The sequence below is a fragment of the Amycolatopsis sp. NPDC114478 genome, from assembly GCF_055633805.1.
Genome location: NZ_JBVKDO010000009.1, coordinates 15,094 through 33,399, shown reverse-complemented (window position 1 = coordinate 33,399; position 18,306 = coordinate 15,094). Strand labels below are relative to the sequence as shown.

13 protein-coding genes are annotated in these 18,306 nt (G+C 72.6%); 5 read left to right on the top strand and 8 right to left on the bottom strand.

Going from position 1 to position 18,306, the window contains the following annotated elements:
- Positions 1-93: 93 nt before the first annotated feature.
- A complete protein-coding gene (locus ACZ7OH_RS24755; RefSeq protein ID WP_470282922.1) occupies positions 94-3,075 on the bottom strand; it encodes an MGH1-like glycoside hydrolase domain-containing protein in 2,982 nt (993 codons plus the stop codon).
- A gap of 203 nt (positions 3,076-3,278) precedes the next feature.
- Here ACZ7OH_RS24755 and ACZ7OH_RS24750 point away from each other — a divergent pair, with 203 nt between their 5' ends.
- Entirely contained in the window at positions 3,279-4,463 is a 1,185-nt protein-coding gene (locus ACZ7OH_RS24750) for an MFS transporter (protein WP_470282921.1), read from the top strand.
- A gap of 30 nt (positions 4,464-4,493) precedes the next feature.
- On the opposite strand, the gene ACZ7OH_RS24745 is transcribed toward ACZ7OH_RS24750, so the two are convergent.
- Positions 4,494-5,687: an oxygenase MpaB family protein gene (locus ACZ7OH_RS24745; protein ID WP_470282920.1), complete on the bottom strand. Its 1,194-nt coding sequence runs from the start codon at positions 5,685-5,687 to the stop codon at positions 4,494-4,496.
- A 173-nt stretch (positions 5,688-5,860) separates the two neighbouring features.
- Between ACZ7OH_RS24745 and ACZ7OH_RS24740 the strand changes: the two genes are divergently transcribed.
- On the top strand, positions 5,861-7,021 hold the full coding sequence (locus tag ACZ7OH_RS24740) for a TetR/AcrR family transcriptional regulator (RefSeq protein WP_470282919.1): 1,161 nt from the start codon (positions 5,861-5,863) through the stop codon (positions 7,019-7,021).
- A 28-nt stretch (positions 7,022-7,049) separates the two neighbouring features.
- Here the strand turns inward: ACZ7OH_RS24740 and ACZ7OH_RS24735 are convergent, their stop codons facing one another.
- Positions 7,050-9,416 carry an acetyl-CoA acetyltransferase gene (locus ACZ7OH_RS24735; protein ID WP_470282918.1) on the bottom strand — a complete coding sequence of 789 codons (2,367 nt, stop codon included), beginning with the start codon at positions 9,414-9,416 and terminating at the stop codon, positions 7,050-7,052.
- On the bottom strand, positions 9,413-10,474 hold the full coding sequence (locus ACZ7OH_RS24730) for an MBL fold metallo-hydrolase (protein ID WP_470282917.1): 1,062 nt from the start codon (positions 10,472-10,474) through the stop codon (positions 9,413-9,415). The genes ACZ7OH_RS24735 and ACZ7OH_RS24730 overlap by 4 nt, the downstream gene beginning before the upstream one ends.
- Positions 10,475-10,584: 110 nt before the next feature.
- Between ACZ7OH_RS24730 and ACZ7OH_RS24725 the strand changes: the two genes are divergently transcribed.
- Positions 10,585-11,184, top strand: coding sequence for a TetR/AcrR family transcriptional regulator (locus ACZ7OH_RS24725; RefSeq protein WP_470282916.1), 600 nt, complete (start codon positions 10,585-10,587; stop codon positions 11,182-11,184).
- Here the strand turns inward: ACZ7OH_RS24725 and ACZ7OH_RS24720 are convergent.
- A complete protein-coding gene (locus tag ACZ7OH_RS24720; protein ID WP_470282915.1) occupies positions 11,181-12,836 on the bottom strand; it encodes a glycoside hydrolase family 99 protein in 1,656 nt (551 codons plus the stop codon). The two genes, ACZ7OH_RS24725 and ACZ7OH_RS24720, sit on opposite strands and share 4 nt — an antisense overlap.
- 275 nt (positions 12,837-13,111) lie before the next feature.
- Here ACZ7OH_RS24720 and ACZ7OH_RS24715 point away from each other — a divergent pair, with 275 nt between their 5' ends.
- Positions 13,112-13,594, top strand: a complete 483-nt coding sequence (locus ACZ7OH_RS24715; protein WP_470282914.1) for a carboxymuconolactone decarboxylase family protein — start codon at positions 13,112-13,114, stop codon at positions 13,592-13,594.
- Positions 13,595-13,610: 16 nt separating this feature from the next.
- Here ACZ7OH_RS24715 and ACZ7OH_RS24710 read toward each other — a convergent pair whose 3' ends face one another.
- Positions 13,611-14,972: an MDR family MFS transporter gene (locus ACZ7OH_RS24710; RefSeq protein ID WP_470282913.1), complete on the bottom strand. Its 1,362-nt coding sequence runs from the start codon at positions 14,970-14,972 to the stop codon at positions 13,611-13,613.
- Positions 14,969-16,429 (bottom strand): aldehyde dehydrogenase, encoded by a 1,461-nt coding sequence (locus ACZ7OH_RS24705; protein WP_470282912.1) that lies wholly within the window; start codon positions 16,427-16,429, stop codon positions 14,969-14,971. Before ACZ7OH_RS24705 ends, ACZ7OH_RS24710 begins: the two co-directional genes overlap by 4 nt.
- A 152-nt stretch (positions 16,430-16,581) precedes the next feature.
- Here ACZ7OH_RS24705 and ACZ7OH_RS24700 point away from each other — a divergent pair, with 152 nt between their 5' ends.
- Complete coding sequence (locus ACZ7OH_RS24700) at positions 16,582-17,124, top strand: TetR/AcrR family transcriptional regulator (RefSeq protein ID WP_470282911.1); 543 nt, start codon at positions 16,582-16,584, stop codon at positions 17,122-17,124.
- A gap of 87 nt (positions 17,125-17,211) precedes the next feature.
- Here the strand turns inward: ACZ7OH_RS24700 and ACZ7OH_RS24695 are convergent, their stop codons facing one another.
- Positions 17,212-18,306, bottom strand: a complete 1,095-nt coding sequence (locus tag ACZ7OH_RS24695) for a CaiB/BaiF CoA transferase family protein (protein ID WP_470282910.1) — start codon at positions 18,304-18,306, stop codon at positions 17,212-17,214.

Sequence of the window (18,306 nt, the reverse complement as noted above, 5' to 3'; positions counted from 1 at the left end):
GAGCGGATCACCCGCGTCCCGGGAAAGCCTCGAGGGGCACCTCCACGGACTTGAAGGTGCCCCTCGGAGAGCGGTCCGGGTGGCGAAAACGGCCTACAGTCCCGCGATCTCTCCCGCGGTCAGCACGCGGTTCCACACCACGACATCATCAACACTGCCCGGCCAGAAATCACTGTGCCCGCCACCGGACACCGCGCGCCCGATGGCGAGCGGCCCGGGCGCCGCGTCCCCGGCAGGCTGACTCCAGGTCTTGGCCTGCGCCACGCCATCCACGTACAGCACGTACGTTCCCGCGTCGGCGTCGTGCACGCCCACCAGGTGGTACCAGCGCCCGGTCTGCGGCGCCGCGTCCGACAACGCCCGCCCCGAACTCGTCGAGAACGCCAACCGGTTGTCGGCCGCCGAATACTGCAGGTAGAACCCGCTGCTCGGGTTGCCGTCCTGGCTCACCGCCGTCGCCCACGAACCCGTGCGGTCCAGCCGGACCCACGCGCTGACCGAATAGTTGCCCGTGGTGTCCAGCACCGGCCCGCTCGTCTGCGCGGACTGGCCCGCGCCGTCGAACTGCAGCGCCGTGCCGGTCACGCCGGGGACCCACGTACCGGTCGAGGTGGCGTCGTGCGATCCGGCGGTGTCGTGCGCGATCGTGCCGCCGCCCTCGTCGAGCGGCCACGTGCCGACCGGGTCGTGCTGGCCCGCCGCGTGGGCGACTTGGACGTTTCGGCGCTGATGCGTGGATGCAGGGCCGTCGGGACCTCGGTAGGACGCGGTCGCCGTCAGCGTCGCCGCGCTGCCCGGCTCGGCGTCCGCCGCGGCCGTCAGCGTGTAGGTCCACGTCCGGGACCCGCCGGGCGGGATCGCGGCGTTGGACTGCCCGGCGGCCGTGGCCGACCAGCCGGCCGGCACGGCGACAGCCACCCGCGGGGAGAGCAGCGGGCTCCGCGTCGTGTTCCGCACCGTGACGGTCACCGGCGTGCTCCCCTTGACCGTGAGGACCCCGTCGGCCGGCCCGACGGCGATCCGGGCGGCCGGGCTCGACGGCGTCCAGGACTCGAACTCGGTCACCCCGACGAACGCACCCGGCGGGTTGGTGAACACGAGCCGGACCTTGCTCGTCGTCAAGGTGGGGAACGTGACGCGGTTGACGCCGTTGCCCACCGGCGTCACCGGCGCGCGGACCTGGCCGGGAACCTCCTGCCACGCCGAGCCGGTCCAGTACTGCAGGCTGTACGCCACGGCCGGCTTGACTCCGCCGCCGTCGTCGTAGCCGTGCCAGCGGATGTCGGAAACCGGCGTGGGGGCACCGAAATCGACGCCGTAGAAGTCGTTCGCGTTCGGCGACGAATAGTTGGTCCACCGGGTGTTCTGCGGCACCTCGTTGTACCAGACCTTGCCGTCGAGGGCGTTCCACGCGTTGTCGTAGGTCCAGGTGTAGGACGTGATCGGCCGGGGATAGCCGGTGCGCAACGGGTTGGCGGCGTCGTTCACCAGGTCGTCGGACCGGGGGAGCAGCGTCGCGCCGACGTCGATGGTGGTGTTCCGCAGCGTCGCCGAGCGCTGGACGAGCCGGCCGTCGACGTAGAGCCGCATCCCGGCGCCCTGCCCGTAGTGCTTCCCGTCGCGGTCCCACAGCACGGTTACGTCGTGCCCGTGGTACGGCACGTTCTCGGCGGCGAAGTGGTCCCATGTGGACGGTGTGAGCGGCCGGACGTCCAGCGTGGTACCGGCTTGCGGACGCAGCCCCAGCAGACCGGACAGCACCAGGTCGGTGTAGGTCGAGTGGTTGTAGTCCTCGCTGTGGTTGCGGCCGTCGTAGATCCACGCGTCGCGGTCCGGGTCGTGGGCCTCGGCGACGTACGGCTTCCCGTTCTTGGTCTGGGTGCGGGCGTACGTGGCCAATGCCGCTGCGTAGTCCTCTTTGGACACCGCGGCCTGAGCCGGGTACTCGTCCAAGAGGTTCGCCATGCCGGTCAAGGTCTGCGAGGTGGCGAAGGGCCAGCTCGGGCCGTCCCAGCGGCAGCAGCCGCCGGCGTCCTTCATGAAGAACGGGCTGCGGCGCTCCGCCGTGGTCGGGCCGTAGGCGCTCGCGAACCCGGCGGGGTCGAGCAGCTGGGACCACGCCGCGCTGTCGGCCGGCTGGGCCGCGCCGAACATCCACGGGAGGAAGCCGATCTGCTCGCGGCTGCCGGACAGCCGGTGGGCCGGGTTGCCGTCGCGGGGCATCGCGTAGTAGAAGCCGCGAGCCGGGTCCCACAGCCACTTCTGCAGTGAAGCCTTCAGCCCGGCGGCGCGCTGGGCGTACTCGGCGGCGAGCCGGTGGTCGCCGACGGAGTCCGCGATGCGGCTGATCGCGACGGCGTCGCCGTACTGGTAGGAGTTCAGCGTCGGGCGGTACCCGGCGCCGCCGTGGTACGGCTCGGGCGACTCGTAGGAGGACGCGGAGAACTCCATGGCGTCCCAGACCGGCACCGACCAGTACAGGCCCAGCTCGGCGTTGAACTGCTTGTCCCAGCCCCGGTACTGGCGCACGAGGTCGGGCAGCAAGGTGCGCAGCGGCGCGAAGTCTCCGCTCACCTGCGCCTGCCCGTAGGCGGAGGTCGCCAGCCAGACGCTGTACTCGTGCGCCCAGTCGGTGGTGTCGGCGTTGACGTCGTCGGTGGCCGGCTTGGGACCGGCGCCGGGCCCGGTGAGCCAGAACCGGAGGTAGTCCTGGGTGTAGCCGGGGTCGCGCAGCCACCGCCCTTCGGTCAGCTGGTGCCCGGCGGCGGCGTTGATCGCCTGGTAGGGCGCCGCGTAGCCGCAGCAGTCGAGGAACTCCGTCGAGATCCAGCCGTCGGCGGGGTCGGTGTAGCGCAGGTGCTCCTTCCAGACCCGCCACCGGTAGTAGTAGACGCTCTGCATCGTCGCGTCCGGCAGGTCGACGAACGGGATGTTGGCTTCGTACCAGGCAGGATCGGCGTAGCCGGCGAGGGCGGCGGCGTGGTCGAGGAAGTGCGTCCCGCCACTGGGCGCGGGGACGCTCGCGCCCGCCACGCCGCTGAAGCCGAGCTGGGCGGCGAGTACGGCCGTGGCCACCCAGGCTCGAGTACGTCTCCAGGACCGCCGCATCACGCCTCCTGCACAGGTTTACAACGTTGTAAAACACAGACTCGACCACTATCGCTCAGGAGAACCCAAAAGGGAACACCTTCGCGGGACAAGGCCGGACCGGCTGCGACGCGAGGGAATGATCACTTCCGCGCCCGGGAGCGTGCCCCGGTCACGCATGATGGGCCGACATGGTCGACGACTTCCGCCTGCGCTCGGTCGCCGCGGCGGCGTACGGGCCGGCCGCCCTCTTCGGGCTGTCGGAAGGAGCCGTGCTGCCCGTCATCGCGCTCAGCGCGATCGAACGGGGCGCGAGCACCTCGACGGCCGCGCTGATCGCCGCGATGCTCGGCGTCGGGTCGCTCGCCGCCAACATCCCGGCCGGCGTCCTCGCGACGCGGATCGGGGAACGCCGGTCGATGCTGGTCGCCGCGGCCGTCATGGTCGCGGGGATCGTGACCTGCCTGGCCGACCTGGGCCGCGGGCCGGGGTCGCTGCTGCTCTACGGCGGCGGCGTCGTGCTGATCGGGGCGGCGAGCGCGGTCTACGGCCTGGCCCGCCAGTCGTACCTGACCGAGATCGTCCCGCCGCACCTGCGCGCGCGGGCGTTGTCGACGCTGGGCGGGAGCATGCGGATCGGCCTCTTCCTCGGGCCGTTCGCCGGGGCCGCGGCGATGCGGTTCGCCGGCCTGCCCGGCGCGTACTACGTGAGCCTGGCCGCGATCGCCGCCGCGGCCGCCCTGGTGCTGCGCGTGCCCGACCTCGAGGTCACCGCCGACGACCGGGCCGCCGCGTCCGCCGTCACGACGCGGAAGATGCTCCGGCGGCAGTGGCGGGTGTACGCGACCCTCGGCACCGGCGTCCTGCTGCTGTCGGCGATCCGGCAGACCCGCCAGACGGTCGTTCCGTTGTGGGCGGCGCACATCGGGCTGTCGCCGGCGACCAGTTCGATCATCTACGGCGTCGCCGGCGCCGTCGACGCGCTGACGTTCTACCCGGCGGGCAAGGTCATGGATCGCTACGGCCGGCGCTGGGTCGCGGTGCCGTCGACCCTCGTGCTCGGCACGGCCTTCCTCGTCATGCCGCTGACCGGCGGCGCGGTCCTGCTGACGGCCGCGGCCATGGTGCTGGGGTTCGGCAACGGCATCGGCTCGGGCATCGTCATGACGCTCGGCGCCGACGTCTCGCCGGCGGTGGGCCGCCCGACGCACCTCGGGATCTGGAACGAGCTCGCGGACATCGGCACCGGCGTGGGCCCGCTGATCCTGTCCGCGGTGACCGCGTTGGCGGGGCTCGGCGCGGGGATCGTGGCCAGCGGCCTGGTCGGTTTCCTCGCAGCCGGGGCGTTGTGGCGGTGGATCCCGCGCCGGGCGTGACGCTCCCCGAGACCGGGGAGCGCCACGCTTTCAGGCGCCGGGCCGGTTCCCCGTCGGGATCGTGATCGGCGTGCTCGTCGGCGAGGAGGCCTTGTTGAGGAACAGCATCGCGATCGCGCGGATGAACTGGTCGAACAGGTAGAACCCGGCCGGCGCGATGGGCAGCAGCCCCTCGCGGAACGCGATGTAGGCCGGCCAGCCGGTGCGGACCAGCGCGGCCGCCGCGTAGTCGCGGGGCAGGCCGAGCCAGTCACCGACCGCGTCGCTGAGCACGTACCGCACGAACTCGTCGAGGAACCCGCGCGTGACGCCGAGGTCGACCTGCGCGGTCAGCCCGAGCAGGTCCGCGGCCAGCTCCTTGCCTTCGGTCGTCGGGGCGAGCAGCGGGGTCAGCACCCGCGTCGACTGCGCGTCCGCCTCCGCCCACGTCTTGGGGATGAACTCGTCCCGCACGCCGAGCAGGTGGATGGCGACCTGCCACTGGTGCAGGAAGGCCTCTTCGTCGGCGGCCGACATCGGGACGCGCCATTCGAGCAGCTTCCGGTGCACGTAGGTGCCGAGGCTGTGGAACGTCACCAGGATGTCGCCGTTGCTGATCGGGACCTGCTCGTCGGAGACCGCGCGCCAGTGCGGCGACTGCGGCAGCAGGTGGCGCACGGCGGCGTGCACGAGCCGCGTCTTGTTGGCCGTGACCACGAACTGGCCCGAGGGCTCGAAGGCGTCGAGGTCGCTCAGGTCGTAGCCGAAGGTGAACGTCTTGGCCGCGCGGTCCTGCATGTTCGCGCCGCCCGCGGACCAGTAGACCGACTTGGCCTCCCGCGGGATGACGGTGCTCATGATGCCGCTGCCGAGGCCGTAGAGCATGAACAGGTAGGTGTCCTTGCGCCGGTTGAAGTCGGCGGCCCGGCGCAGCTTGGCGGGGTCGGCCCAGGAGGGCAGCCGGTTGGCCCCCTGGAGGTAGCCGGCGAGGTCGGCGGGCAGGCCGGTGGGCAGCGGGTCGCCGTTGTTGACCCACGGCCGCAGCGCGGTGTTGACCGCGGGCACCCCGCCGGTGTCGAGGATGCCCGCCATCAGGCGGTCGACCTCGTCGTCCCACGTCCACCACGGGTCGGTGCCCGCTGTGGCGGCGCCCGTCGAAGCCCAGGCCGGGACGACGCTCGTCGCGCTCGCCAAGCCCAGCGCGACGCCGAGCGAAAGGACGTTCCTCCTGCTGAGATCGCTCATTGACTTACCTAGCTTCCTTGGTAGGCAAATACCGCTTCGAGCACGTTTAGGTGAGAGATTCTTCATTAACATAGCGAGCCCGGTCGCCGGTCGGCAAGAGGCGTCCGGGGGTCGTCCGGTCCCCGCCGTGGTTGACTGGCACGCATGGTCCCGTCCGCCCAGCACCCCACCCGGTGACCGCCGAGCCGGCGGCGGCCGTCCGGCCGCGCAACCGCAAGCAGCTCATCGTCGAAGCGGGGGCCACGGTCTTCAGCGAGCGCGGCTACCACGCGGCGTCCATGGAGGAGATCGCGGCCGGCGTCGGGATCACCGCGGCCGCGCTGTACCGGCACTTCCCGAACAAGTACGCGCTGTTCGCCGAGTGCGCGAACGTCATGGTGGACCGGCTCGTCGCGGCGCTCGACGAGGTGCCCCCGGACGCGACGGCCGCGGACGTCCTCGCCGCCGTCGCCCGGATCACCGTCGCCCACCGGGCCGCGGGGGGCGTGTACCGCTGGGAGGCCCGGTACCTCAACCGCGACGACCGCCGGGTGCTGAAGGGCAAGTTCGCCCACGTCGTCGGGCGGGTGGCGGACGTGGTGCGGCGCGAGTACCCGCTGCCCGGCGAGCACCTGCGAGCGGTGGCGGCCCTGGGCGCGATCGGCTCGATCACCATGCACCACAACACGATCGGCCGCCGCCGGGTCGAAGACCTGCTGCAGGCGGCCGCGCTGCGCGTGGTCGCGACCGATCCGACGGTGGCGGTCGCGGACGTCGGTCCCGTCGAGCTGCCCGCCCGGCCCGTGCCACGCACCCGGCGGTCGGAGATCCTCGCGGCCGCGATCCCGCTGTTCGAACGGGACGGGTTCGCCGCCGTCACCAACGGCATGCTCGCCGAGGCCGTGGGGCTGGTGCCCTCCGGGCTGTACCGCTACTTCCCGGGCAAGGCAGACATCCTGGCCGCGGCGTGCCTGCAGGCCGCCGACCTGCTCGCCCAGGCGGTCGAACCCAACCTGCGCGGGCTGACCGGCGTCGACGCGCTGACCGCCCTGGCCGCGACCTACGTCGCCTACAGCTTCGAGTACAGCGCCCTCAACAGCGTGGCCAACGCCGAAGTCGTCGGCTTGCCCGCGGGCCTGCGCCGTCCGCTGGTCGCCGCGCAGCGCGAGCACATCGCGGTGTGGGAGGAACACCTGCGCGAGGCCCGTCCGGACCTCGACGCGCGCCAGGCCCGGGTGCTGGTGCACGCCGGTTTCGGCGTGGTCGTGGAAGCGGGGCGCCACCTGCGCTGGCAGGACACCCCCGAGCACCGGGCGGCCGTCGCCGCGTTGCTCATGGGCGCCTTGGCCCGCTGACCGGCGGAAGCCGAGCGGGGCGTCCGGGTCAGCGGTTGCGCCAGACGGGCCGCCGCTTCTGGGCGAAAGCCGTGATCCCTTCGATCGTGTCCTCGCTGACCAGGAGGTCGTCGAACGCCGTCGAGGGGTGGTCTACCGCGTCGACGGGATCGGGGATACCCCGCGTCTCGGCCATGATCCGCAGCGAGGCCCGGACCGACGTGGGGGAGCCGTCCAAGATCCGCGCGGCCAGCTCACGGGCGCCGGCCAGGGCCTGGCCCGCTTCGGTGACGCGGTTGACCAGCCCGTACGTCAGCGCTTCTTCCGCGTCGAGACGGCGTCCGGTGAGGATCATTTCGGTGGCGATCGCCGGCGGGACCGTGCGCGGGAGGCGGACCAGGCCGCCGGCGCCGGCGACCAGGCCGACCTTGACCTCCGGCAGGGCGAACCGCGCGGTCGCGTCCGCGACGACGAGGTGGCAGGCCAGCGCGATCTCGCAGCCGCCGCCGAGGGCGTACCCGTTGACCGCCGCGATCACCGGCTTGGCCATGTCCCGGCGGCTGGTGAGCCCGGCGAAGCCGTTCTTGGGCACCCACAGGGGTTTTCCGGAAGCCGAGTACACGAGGTCGTTGCCGGCCGAGAACGACTTCCCGCCCGCGCCGGTGAGGATCGCGACCCAGAGGTCGGGGTCGGCGAAGTAGGCGTCGAAGACCTCGTCGAGCTCCTCGTTGGCCGCCGGGTGCAGGCTGTTGCGCGACTCCGGGCGGTTGATCGTGACTTCCAGGAGGTGCCCGTCGCGGCGGACCAGGACGTGCTCGTAGCCGTCCCGCAGCACCTTCGGCCGCGGTGGGAACAGCGCGGCCATCCGGGCCGCGGTGGTGGTGACCCGGTTGCCGAACCCGAAGGAGCGCACGAACACCCGGCTGCCGATCGGCTCCCCGGTGGACAGCAGCGCGAGCGCGTCCTCGTCGCCGTCGTGGGTCTGGGCGAGGAAGCGCCGGTCGTCGGCTTCGAGCCGCCCGATGACGATGCCGGTGCGTTCGCCGCCGCGGCCGTGCTTCACGGTGTACGTCTCGATCGTGGCCCAGCCGTCGGCTTGCCGGGCCTCCGCCGGCGCCGGCCACGAGTCGATCTCCGCCTGCAGTGCGGCGCTGTCGTCCGGCCGCCACGCCACCGGCGTGGTCGAGTAGACGCCCGCGGAGTACTTGCTCATCAGGCCGCCGTTGGCGCCGACGAACCCGAACGTGCCGGGCGCGGCCCGCAGGCGCTGGACGGTCTCGGCGATGGCGTGCATGGCGTAGTTGTTGCCCGCGCCGCCGAAGAACGGCAGGCCGCCGGTGAGGGTGAGGCCCCGCGGGTCGCCGGGGTCGAGGCCGAGCCCTTCGCAGACGGTGAAGACGGGCACCGGGAAGCAGCTGTAGAGGTCCATTGTGGACAGATCGGCGACGTCGATGCCGGCGACGTCGAGGGCGTGCCGGGCGGCCAGCACCGACGCGGGACCCCTGCTGAAGTCCGCGCGCTGCATGAGGTCGCGTTCGCGCAGGTCCGCGTGCCCGTGCAGGAAAACCCGCTTCTCCCGCGGTATCCCGAGCCGGTCCGCGGCCGCGACCGACGTGACGACGACCGCGGCGCCCTGGTTCACCTTGTCCCGCGCGACGAGGTAGCGGGTGTAGGGATCGGCGATCGGCCGGTTCGCCTCGGACGGCGTCGCCAGCTCCTCGGCGGTCCGCTCGACGGGCGCGGCGGCGTAGGGGTTCGCGGCGGCGACCCGGGTGAACGGCGCGAACAGCTCGCCCATCGCGGCGGCGTAGTCCTCGCGCGACAGCTTGAGTCGCGCTCGCCGGGCGTTCTCGAACAGCGCGTAGTGGCTCGGGGCATCGGCCAGCTGGTGCATGACCTGGTGCCGGGAAGCGAGTCCCTTCAGGCCGTAGCCGCGGTCTTCGAGACTGCCTTCGACGTGCTCGGTGAAGTCGGGCTTGTCCGCCGCCCGCGCGAGGTGCTGGACGGTGGAGATGGCTTCCGAGCCGAAGGCGAGCGCGACCTCGATCTCGCCGGCGGCGATGGCGGCGGCGAACTCGGTGACCAGGTGCTGGGGGCCTTGGCCGCCGGCGACGTCGAGGATCGCGCGGGCCGGCGTCGCGCCGACGCGTGCGGCCACCGAGCGCGGGTAGTTGTCCGACCGGCCCAGCGGAGCGGACGCGACCGGCGTGGAGTTCTCGAACTGGCGGATGCCGCCGACGGTGTCGGCCGCCGCGGCGACGGCCGCCGGGTCGGCGCCGGTGTCCGCCAGCGCGGCCCGGACGGCTTCGGCCGCGAGGTCCACCGCGGACAGCCGCCGGTAGCCGGGGTCGTCGAGGCGTTCGGCGAACTGGCCGACGCCGACCAGGACCGGGGTGCGCGGGTCGAGGCCGGTCACCGGGCGCTCCTCGTCACGTGCGCCGGGACCGGGCCGTACCCCGGCCACGCGAGACGGCCCTGCCCGGCGAGGTGTTCGATGTGGGCGACGGTTTCGGCCACCGCGGACAGCCGCATGAAGCCGATCTCGGGCCACGGCCGCGACCACGTCAGCTGCGTGGCGATCTCCCACGGCGTCGGCTGCCCGAGCTCGGTGACGACGGCGACGATCTCCGCGCACCGCTGCTCGTGGTGCTCGCGCAGCAGCGCGCTGCGCGCGGCGAGCCCGCGGAAGCGGTACTCGTGCGCGGGCAGGGCGTCGTGGTCGTCGAAGGTCGCGGTGCGCTCCAGCGAGCGGAGGAACTGCCCGAGGGGCGGCTCGGCGGCGCCCGGCCACGAGCCGATCGCCGGGGTGATCCGCGGCAGCACGTGGTCGCCGGTGAGCAGCAGCTGCGCGTCCGGCTCCTGCAGGCACAGGTGCCCGGGGGTGTGCCCGGGCGTCCACACGGCCCGCAGCCGGCGGCCGCGCACCGGGACGAGGTCGCCGTCCTCGAGCAGGACGTCGGGGTCGGGCAGTTCGGCGGCCGGTCGCGGCGCGGCTTCGAGCGCGTCGAGGAGGCCGGTGATCTCCGGTTCCGGGGCGCCGCAACCGCGCAGCCACGTCGTGATCTCGGTGCGGGTGTCGCCGTGCTTGTCGCGGCGGCGCTGGGGGAGCGTGTCGCGTTCGGCCGGGTGCATGCCGATCCACGCGCCGGACTCGGCGCGCAGCCGGGCCGAGAGGCCGTGGTGGTCGGGGTGGACGTGGGTGGTGACGATCCCGGCGACGTCGGCGGTCGACGCGCCGGCGGTGGCGAGGCCGTCGAGCAGGGCCGTCCAGCCCGCGTCGGTGTCCCAGCCGGGGTCGACGACGACCAGGCCCTCGTCGGCGGGGACGAGGTAGGAGAGCGTGTAGCGCAGTGGGTTGTCCGGGATCGGGACCGGCACCGACCACAGCCCGCCCGGCAGCTTCTCGACCGGCGGCCGCTGCCGCGCCCGCCACGCTGCCTGCTGCTCGGTGCCGAGCACCTCGATTCCCGGCATGTGTGCACCTTCCGCGAGATACTGAACAAGGTGCGTCCAGTAATGGCCCGACTCTATAGTGGGCGGATTCCGTTCGGCAATGACCCCGATCACCGGGCGAGGTGAGGCGCATGACGGGCGAGGTCCCGGCCGGGCGGCCCCGCGACCCCGAGGTCGACCGGCGCGTGCTGAGCGCGGCCGCGGAGGTCTTCGGCGAGGACGGCTGGGGCCGGTTCACGGTCGACTCCGTCGCCCGGCGCGCGGGCGTCGGCAAGGCGTCGATCTACCTGCGCTGGCCGAACAAGAAGGAGCTGCTGGCCAGCTGCCTCGAAGCGCGGATCACCCCGGTGGCCGACATCGACACGGGCTCGGTGCGCGAAGACCTGGTCCGCCTGGCCGAGCAGATGCTGACGGCGTTCTTCGGCGAGTCGGGCCGCGCGACGACGAGGTTGCTGATGGACGCCGACCGCATCCCCGGCGTGGCGGAGCGGGTGGCGCAGCTGAGGCAGGCCCAGGTCCTGGCGGCGAGGGCGATCGTCCGCCGCGGCATCGCCCGGGGGGAGCTGCACGGCGGAACGAGCGTGACGCTGCTGCTGGACGCGGTCGTCGGCGGCTGCCTCAACCACGCTCTGGCGACCCCGGCGCACCTGCGGCCCCAGGTGGCGGCGGGGTTGACCGACTACGCCGGCGAGCTGGTCGACTTCGTCCTCGGCGCGGTGACCGCCGGCTAGCCGTAGACCTCGAACCGGGCCACCTGGCCGGCCGGCCACCCGGTGTTGCCGGTGCAGGTCACGCGCAGGAACCGCCGGGCCCCACCGGGGACGGCGATCGTGACGCTGTTGCCCCGCGCCGGATCGAACACATACCCCGTCGCCGGGACCAGCGTTTCGAACGTGGTGCCGTCGGCGGAACCGGACACGGTCAGCGTCTGCGTCCGGGTGCCCCACGCGCTCGACGGCGGGACCGCCAGCACGAGCCGCGTCACCGCGACCGCCGCGCCGAGGTCGGCCTGCAGCCACTGGGGGAACGCGTTGTTCGCGCTTTCCCAGTAGGTGTCCGGGTTTCCGTCGACGGCGTTGCCCCCGCCGTAGTTCTGCGTGTGGCTGCTTTCGCTCGTGGCGCGACCGCGCGCCAGGTCGGTCGCGCCGCCGGTGCTGAGCGTGGGCCGGGTCGGGCGGACCGGCGTCAGCGGGATCTCGCCCTTGAGCATGCGGCCACCGTCGGCCGTCAGCCGCAGGTAGTAGTCCGACGAACAGGCCGTCCCGTCTTCGTCGAGCGCGAGCAGGCTGGAGCCGACGGGGGTCATCGAAGCGTTTTCCGCCGTCTTCGCGATCTGGTTGCCCTCGCCGTACTCGTCGAACATCGAGATGTAGATGCCCGCCACGCCGGCGCGCACCACGTTGTAGAACTGGCGCCACATGAAGTCGCCGTGGGCGCGCTGCCGCCCGGAGACGTCGCCGGGCAGGACGCACGGCTGGTAGTCGATGCCGTGGGCGGCGCAGTCGGCCTGGTCGGGCACGGTCAGGTTCTGGTACGCCCAGTCCGAGCCCGCCGCGTCGCCGATGGCGCCGACCATCCACGGCGAAATCATGTCGAACGAGCGGTAGACGCCGCCGAAGCCGGGCCGCGACCCGCCGTCGCTCGTGCGCCATTCCCGTGGCACGCCGCCGATGACGTAGCAGCCTTGGGCCTTGAACCAGTTCACGACGTCGAGGCAGGTACCGGCGTCCCACGGGTGGTTGCCGTCGTTGTACCCGAAACCCCAGATGCAGACGACCGGTTTGCCGTTCTGGCGCGCGTACGCCGGCGACGCGGTGTGCGCGGACATCTTCGCCGTCCAGTCGGCCTTCAGTTCCGCCTGCATGGCCGCCCAGCCGGTGGCGTCGTACATGATGTAGAACTTCCGCCCCTGCGCCTCGGCGGCGGCGCGGACCTTGGCGGCCATGGCGTCGCGCGTCGGGCCTTCGCTGCTGTTGGGGTTGAAGCGCTGCAGAGCGGCGGTGTCGCAGCCGTTCTCGCGCATCCACCGGAAGTGCGTGTCGACGGTCTGCTGGTCGTAGGACGAGAAGAGCGTTGCGGCCTGGCCGTTTCCGAGGTTGCCGTAAGCGGTGGGGTAGGTGCGGGTGTACTCGCGCAGGTCCGGCCAGGCCTTGATGACGTTGTTGCCCGGCGACGGCGTCCGGCCCCAGTCCTGGCTCCAGTGCCACCAGCCGCCGATCGGCGCGCCGTCGCCTGCGCAGGCGAACCAGCCCTGGTACCCGACGGTGATCTTGCCGACGACGTCCCCGGCCGGGCTCGCCGAGGCGGCCCCCGGCGCACCGAGGGCGGACAGCGCGCCCCACGCCGCGGCCGAACCGAGGAAGACCCTGCGCGAGATCGCCATCCCAGTTCCTCTCGCCACGCCGCTCGAGTTACGTGACCGGACTGTAGGCGGCCGGACAGGAACTGGCAATAGTCGAACCGATTGCGGAAATTTTCGTACCGATGCTCGAAAAATATGACGTCAGTCGACGTCCGTCTGGTTCGCCAGGCCTTCCTGCTGACGCTGCTAAAGCCATCGGCGCGGTGACGGCCGTCACGACGACGAGCTGTCACAGGGTTCCCGCACCCGGTGTCTTGAGGTCGTTCACCCGCCACGACACGAGTGAGGACCAAGCCATGGAACCCCGGATCGACCTGTTCACCACCGAGATCGGCGCCCGGCTCGGCAAGCGGTTCGCGAACCTCGGGCTGGTGGTCGAGCGGTCGCCGCTGCCGAAGTCCACCCGGGAGCTGGTGAGCCTGCGGGCCAGCCAGATCAACGGGTGCGGTTGGTGCATCGACATGCACACCAAGGAAGCCGCGGCCGCCGGGGAGACGGCCGTCCGGCTGCACCTCGTCGCCGCCTGGCGGGAATCGACCGTGTTCACCGAGGCCGAGCGGGCCGCGCTCGCGCTGGCCGAGGAGGGCACCCGGCTCGCCGACCACCACGACGGCGTCTCCGACGCGACCTGGGCCCGGGTGCGCGAGCACTACGACGACGAGCAGGCCGCTGCCCTCGTCGCGCTGGTCGCCCTGATCAACGCCGCCAACCGGCTCGCCGTGATCGTGCACCAGAAGGGCGGTTCCTACGAGCCCGGGATGCTCGCCGAGTTCGCCTGAGCACGGGCGCGCCGGGTCACACTGTCGCTTGTGGACGCTTCAGCCCGGCCGCGAGCACCGTGCCGAGCACGACCACCGGGGTGATCGCCAGGAACGCCCCGCCGATGGTGTGCGCGACGTCCTCGCCGAGCAGGGTGCCGAAGACCGCCACCCCGAACGCGGCGCCGATCGACCGGGCGAACGTGACCACCGCGCTCGCCGCGCCGATGTCGGCCGGGGCCACCGCGTTCTGCGCCGCCGTCAGCGCCACCATCGGGACCATGCCGATGCCGACGCCCGCGACCAGGAAGTACGCGACCAGCGCGAGCTGGGCCGTTCCCGGGGCCAGCGTGCTCAGCAGCAGGAGCCCGGCGACGTTCAGGGCCATGCCGGTCACCAGGACCAGCCGCAGCCGCGCCGGGTCGGCGACCCACCGGCCGGCGAGCGATTGGCTGACCACCAGCCCGATCACCAGCGGCAGCAGGTGCACGCCGGACAGCGTGGCCGACACGCCGTCGGTGACCTGCAGGAACGTCGGCAGGTAGACCAGCGCGCTGAACATCGCGACGTTGGCGATGAACCCGACGAGCGAGGCGATGACGACCGTGCGCGAGGCGAACATCGACAGCGGCAGCACCGGCGCCGCGGCCCGGCGTTCGACCGGGATCACCAGTCCGATGTGGACGATCGCCGCGGCGGCGAGCGCCAGGGTGCCCGGGGACGTCCAGCCCCAGCGCGGCCCGAACGAGGTGATCAGGACCAGCGTGGTGGCCGCGCCGGCCAGGAGCAGCGCGCCGAGGTAGTCGACGCGCGCCGCCGGCCGCCGGACCGGGGCTGGCAAGGCGCGGGCCGCGAGGACGACCGCGACCAGCCCGACGGGCACGTTGATCAAGAACGCCCACCGCCACGACAGGTGGTCGGTGAACAGGCCGCCGAGCAGCGGCCCGGCGATGCTGGCGACGCCGTACACCGAGCCGAACCGGCCCTGGTGGCGCCCGCGCTCGGCGGGCTCGACGATGTCGCCGACGAGCGCGAACGTGAGGACGATCATGCCGCCGCCGGCCAGGCCCTGGACGGCGCGGGCGGCGATCAGCTGGGGGAGGTCCTGGGCCAGCCCGCAGAGCGCGGAGGCGACCAGGAACGCCGTCGTGGCGACGAGGTACAGGCGCTTGCGCCCGAGCATGTCGCCGAGCTTGCCCCACAACGGCGTGGCGGCGGTCGAAGCGAGCAGGTAGGAGGCGGTGATCCAGGCGATGTCGCGGAACCCGCCGAGGTCGGCGGCGATCTTCGGCAGGGCCGTGGAAACGATGGTCTGGTCCAGGGCGGCCAGCAGGACGGCGAGGATCAGCGCCGCCATCGCCGGGCGCACCGCGGGTCTGGCGGAGACGTCGAGGGTCATCGGTCTCGCTCTTCCGGGATCGTGATGGTCTGGTACTCGGTGTAGGTGCCGAGGCCGACGGCGCCGTACTCGCGGCCGAGGCCGCTGGCCTTGAAGCCGCCGAACGGGCCGTCGAAGCCGATCGGCGCGCCGTTGACGGTGACGGTGCCGGTCCGCACGCGGCGCGCGACGGCCAGCGCGTGCGCCGGGTCCGCCGACCACACCCCGCCGGAGAGGCCGTACTCGGAGTCGTTGGCGATGCGGACGGCGTCGTCCTCGTCGTCGTAGGCGATGACGACCAGGACCGGGCCGAAGATCTCCTCCTGGGCGATGCGCATCCCGTTGTCGACGTCGGCGAACAGCGTCGGAGTGACGTAGTTGCCCTTTTCCAGCCCTGCCGGGACTTCCGGGCCGCCGGTGACGAGCCGCGCGCCCTCGGCGACGCCGAGCCGGATGTAGTCGAGCACGCGTTGCTGCTGGTCTCGGCGGATCATCGGGCCGATGAAGGTCGCGTCGTCGGCCGGGTCGCCGACGCCGAGGGACTCGATCAGCTTCTTCAGCCCGGCGACGACCTCTTCGTACCGGCTGCGGGGCGCGAGGATGCGCGTCTGGGCGATGCAGGATTCGGCGTTGTTGAGCAGGGAACCGAACTTGAGGCCCTGGACGGCCGCGTCGACGTCGGCGTCGGGCAGGATGATCGCGGCGGACTTGCCGCCCAGTTCGAGGCTGACCCGCTTGAGCTGCTCGCCGGCCAGCGACGCGATGCGGCGCCCGGCGCGGGTCGACCCGGTGAAGGCGATCTTGTCGACGTCCGGGTGCTTGACGAGGTATTCGCTCGTCTCGCGGTCCGCGGGCAGGACGCTGATGACGCCGTCGGGCAGCCCGGTCTCCACGAGCAGGTCGGCGAGCAGGCTCATGCTCAGCGTGTTCTCGGGTGAGACCTTGAGGACGACGCTGTTTCCGGCGAGCAGCGCCGGGATGATCTTGGCCAAGGCCGAGGAGAACGGCGAGTTCCACGGGATGATCGCGGCGACCACGCCGATCGCCTCGCGGCGCACGACCGACCGGAACGGCAGCGCCGGGTCCGACGGCTCGAGGGTCTTCTCCCAGTCGAACTCCGCCGCGGCCTTGAGGTAGGCGTTGGCCTGCCGCCCCAGTCCGGGCTGGCCCGCCTTGGTGAACCACAGTGCCGAGCCGTTCTCCGCGGAGATGAGCGCGGCGATCTCGTCCGCGCGCTTCTCGCGGAGGGCGGCCAGCCGGCGGAGCACGGCGATCCGTTCCGCCGGTGTGGTGCGGGGCCACGGGCCTTCGTCGAAGGCCTTCCGCGCGGCCGCGACGGCGCGGTCGACGTCGGCGGGCACCGCCTGCGCGGCGCGGCCGATGACCGCGTTGTCGTGCGGGGAAACGATGTCCAGCAGCTCGGCGCTGCTCGGGCTGGTCCACGCGCCGCCGATGAAGAGCTGGGTCCGGGTGATCACGGCTGCCTCCTGGTCGTTCTCGATCTGCCACATCAAAGTAGCACTTAAGGTGACCAACTGGCTCACGTGTGAGGCGGTGCACAATTTGAGAACAGCCCCACTCGGGTGGCGGTTACGCCGGGGAAAGCGACAGTGAAGGGTAGGTTGGGACCGTGAGAGCCGACGCCGCGCGCAACCTCGAACTCCTGCTGACGACGGGCGCCCGCATGCTGGCCGAAGACCCGGCCACGAGCATCGCGGCGATCGCGGCCGAGGCCGGCGTGGACCGCCGGACCGTGTACCGCCGGTTCACCGGCCGCGAGGAGCTGCTGACGGCGGTCTACCAGGCCCGGCTCGACGCGATCGAGGCCGCGATCGAAGCCGCCCGGCTCCGCGAGGCGCCGGTGCCGGTCGCCCTGCACCGGTACGTGGAGGAGATCGTCGGGGTCAACCGCAAGTGGCCAACCGAGGTCAGCCGCATGCGCTCGGACCCGGAGATCTGGGCGCGCCGCCTGCGCGCGGTCGACGAGGTCGACGCCTTCCTCCAGCGGGCGACGGACGAAGGCTTCCTCCGGCCCGGGCTGCCGGCCCGCTGGCCGGGCAACGTGCTCGGCCAGCTGGTGCACCTGTCCACAAAGGACCTGCCAGACCTGAGCGACGCCCAGGCAGCCGACGTAATCGTCGACACGTTCTTGAGGGCGTTCGGCGCGAACTGAGGTTCCGGCCGCGGCGGCGGGCCGGATGTGCGGTGGCCGTGCGGGAGAACTGCGGCGGCCGGCAGGCGTTCGGTGCGAACTGAGCGGTCAGGCCTCCCACTCGGCGAAGACCGCATCACTGTCCGCGCCCGGGTGGGGTGGCGGGGCCGGATGCGCCGTGGCCGTGCGGGAGAACCTCGGTGCCGGGGCTGCCTGCTCGACGCCGTCCACCTCGATGATCGTCGCGCGGGCCGCGAGGTGCGGGTGGGCCGAAACCTCCTCGGGCGCCAGCACCGGCGTCACGCACGCGTCCGTGTCGGCGAACACCGCCGCCCACTCGTCACGCGTCCGGGTCAGGAACACCTCGGCGAACCGGGCGCGCAGGCGCGGCCAGCCGGTGCGGTCGAGCTGATCCGGCAGCTCAGCGGGGTCGAGACCCAGCCCGGCGAGGAGCGCGCGGTAGAACTGCGGCTCGATCGCCCCGACTGCCACCCACCCGCCGTCCCCGCAGACGTACGTGTCGTAGAACGGGGCGCCGCCGTCGAGCAGGTTCGCGCCGCGCTCGCCCGACCAGGTGCCCTGCCCGCGCATCGTCCACAGCATCTGCAGGAGCACGCTGGTGCCGTCGACCATGGCCGCGTCGACCACCTGGCCCTCGCCCGACCGCTCGCGCTCCCACAACGCCGCCAAAATGCCGGTGACGAGGAACATCGAGCCCCCGCCGAAGTCGCCGACCAGGTTCAGCGGCGGAACCGGACGCTCGCCCGCGCGGCCGATCGCGTGCAGGGCGCCGGTCAAGCCGATGTAGTTGATGTCGTGGCCGGCGCGCGCGGCCAGTGGCCCGTCCTGGCCCCAGCCGGTCATCCGCGCGTAGACGAGCCGCCGGTTCACCTCCCGGCAGGCGTCCGGGCCGACGCCGAGGCGTTCGGCGACACCCGGCCGGAACCCTTCGAGCAGCACGTCGGCCCGCGCGACCAGCCGCAGCACCCGGTCCCGCCCTTCGGGCGACTTCAGGTCCGCCGCTACGGACCGGCGGCCGCGCAGCAGGTGGTCGGGCTTGCCGCCGGTCAGGTCGAGCGTGCCCCGGGGACGCTCGACGCGCACGACGTCGGCGCCGAGGTCGGCGAGGATCATGGCCGCGTGCGGGCCCGGCCCGATGCCGGCCAGCTCGACGACGCGCAGCCCGGCGAGGGGTCCGGTCAT

Excerpts from the sequence above, each read along its gene's own strand:
- ACZ7OH_RS24750 (WP_470282921.1), top strand. The coding sequence starts at position 3,279 with ATGGTCGACGACTTCCGCCTGCGCTCGGTCGCCGCGGCGGCGTACGGG.
- ACZ7OH_RS24745 (WP_470282920.1), bottom strand. The coding sequence starts at position 5,687 with ATGAGCGATCTCAGCAGGAGGAACGTCCTTTCGCTCGGCGTCGCGCTG.
- ACZ7OH_RS24730 (WP_470282917.1), bottom strand. The coding sequence starts at position 10,474 with ATGCCGGGAATCGAGGTGCTCGGCACCGAGCAGCAGGCAGCGTGGCGG.
- ACZ7OH_RS24725 (WP_470282916.1), top strand. The coding sequence starts at position 10,585 with ATGACGGGCGAGGTCCCGGCCGGGCGGCCCCGCGACCCCGAGGTCGAC.
- ACZ7OH_RS24720 (WP_470282915.1), bottom strand. The coding sequence starts at position 12,836 with ATGGCGATCTCGCGCAGGGTCTTCCTCGGTTCGGCCGCGGCGTGGGGC.
- ACZ7OH_RS24715 (WP_470282914.1), top strand. The coding sequence starts at position 13,112 with ATGGAACCCCGGATCGACCTGTTCACCACCGAGATCGGCGCCCGGCTC.
- ACZ7OH_RS24710 (WP_470282913.1), bottom strand. The coding sequence starts at position 14,972 with ATGACCCTCGACGTCTCCGCCAGACCCGCGGTGCGCCCGGCGATGGCG.
- ACZ7OH_RS24695 (WP_470282910.1), bottom strand. The coding sequence starts at position 18,306 with ATGACCGGACCCCTCGCCGGGCTGCGCGTCGTCGAGCTGGCCGGCATC.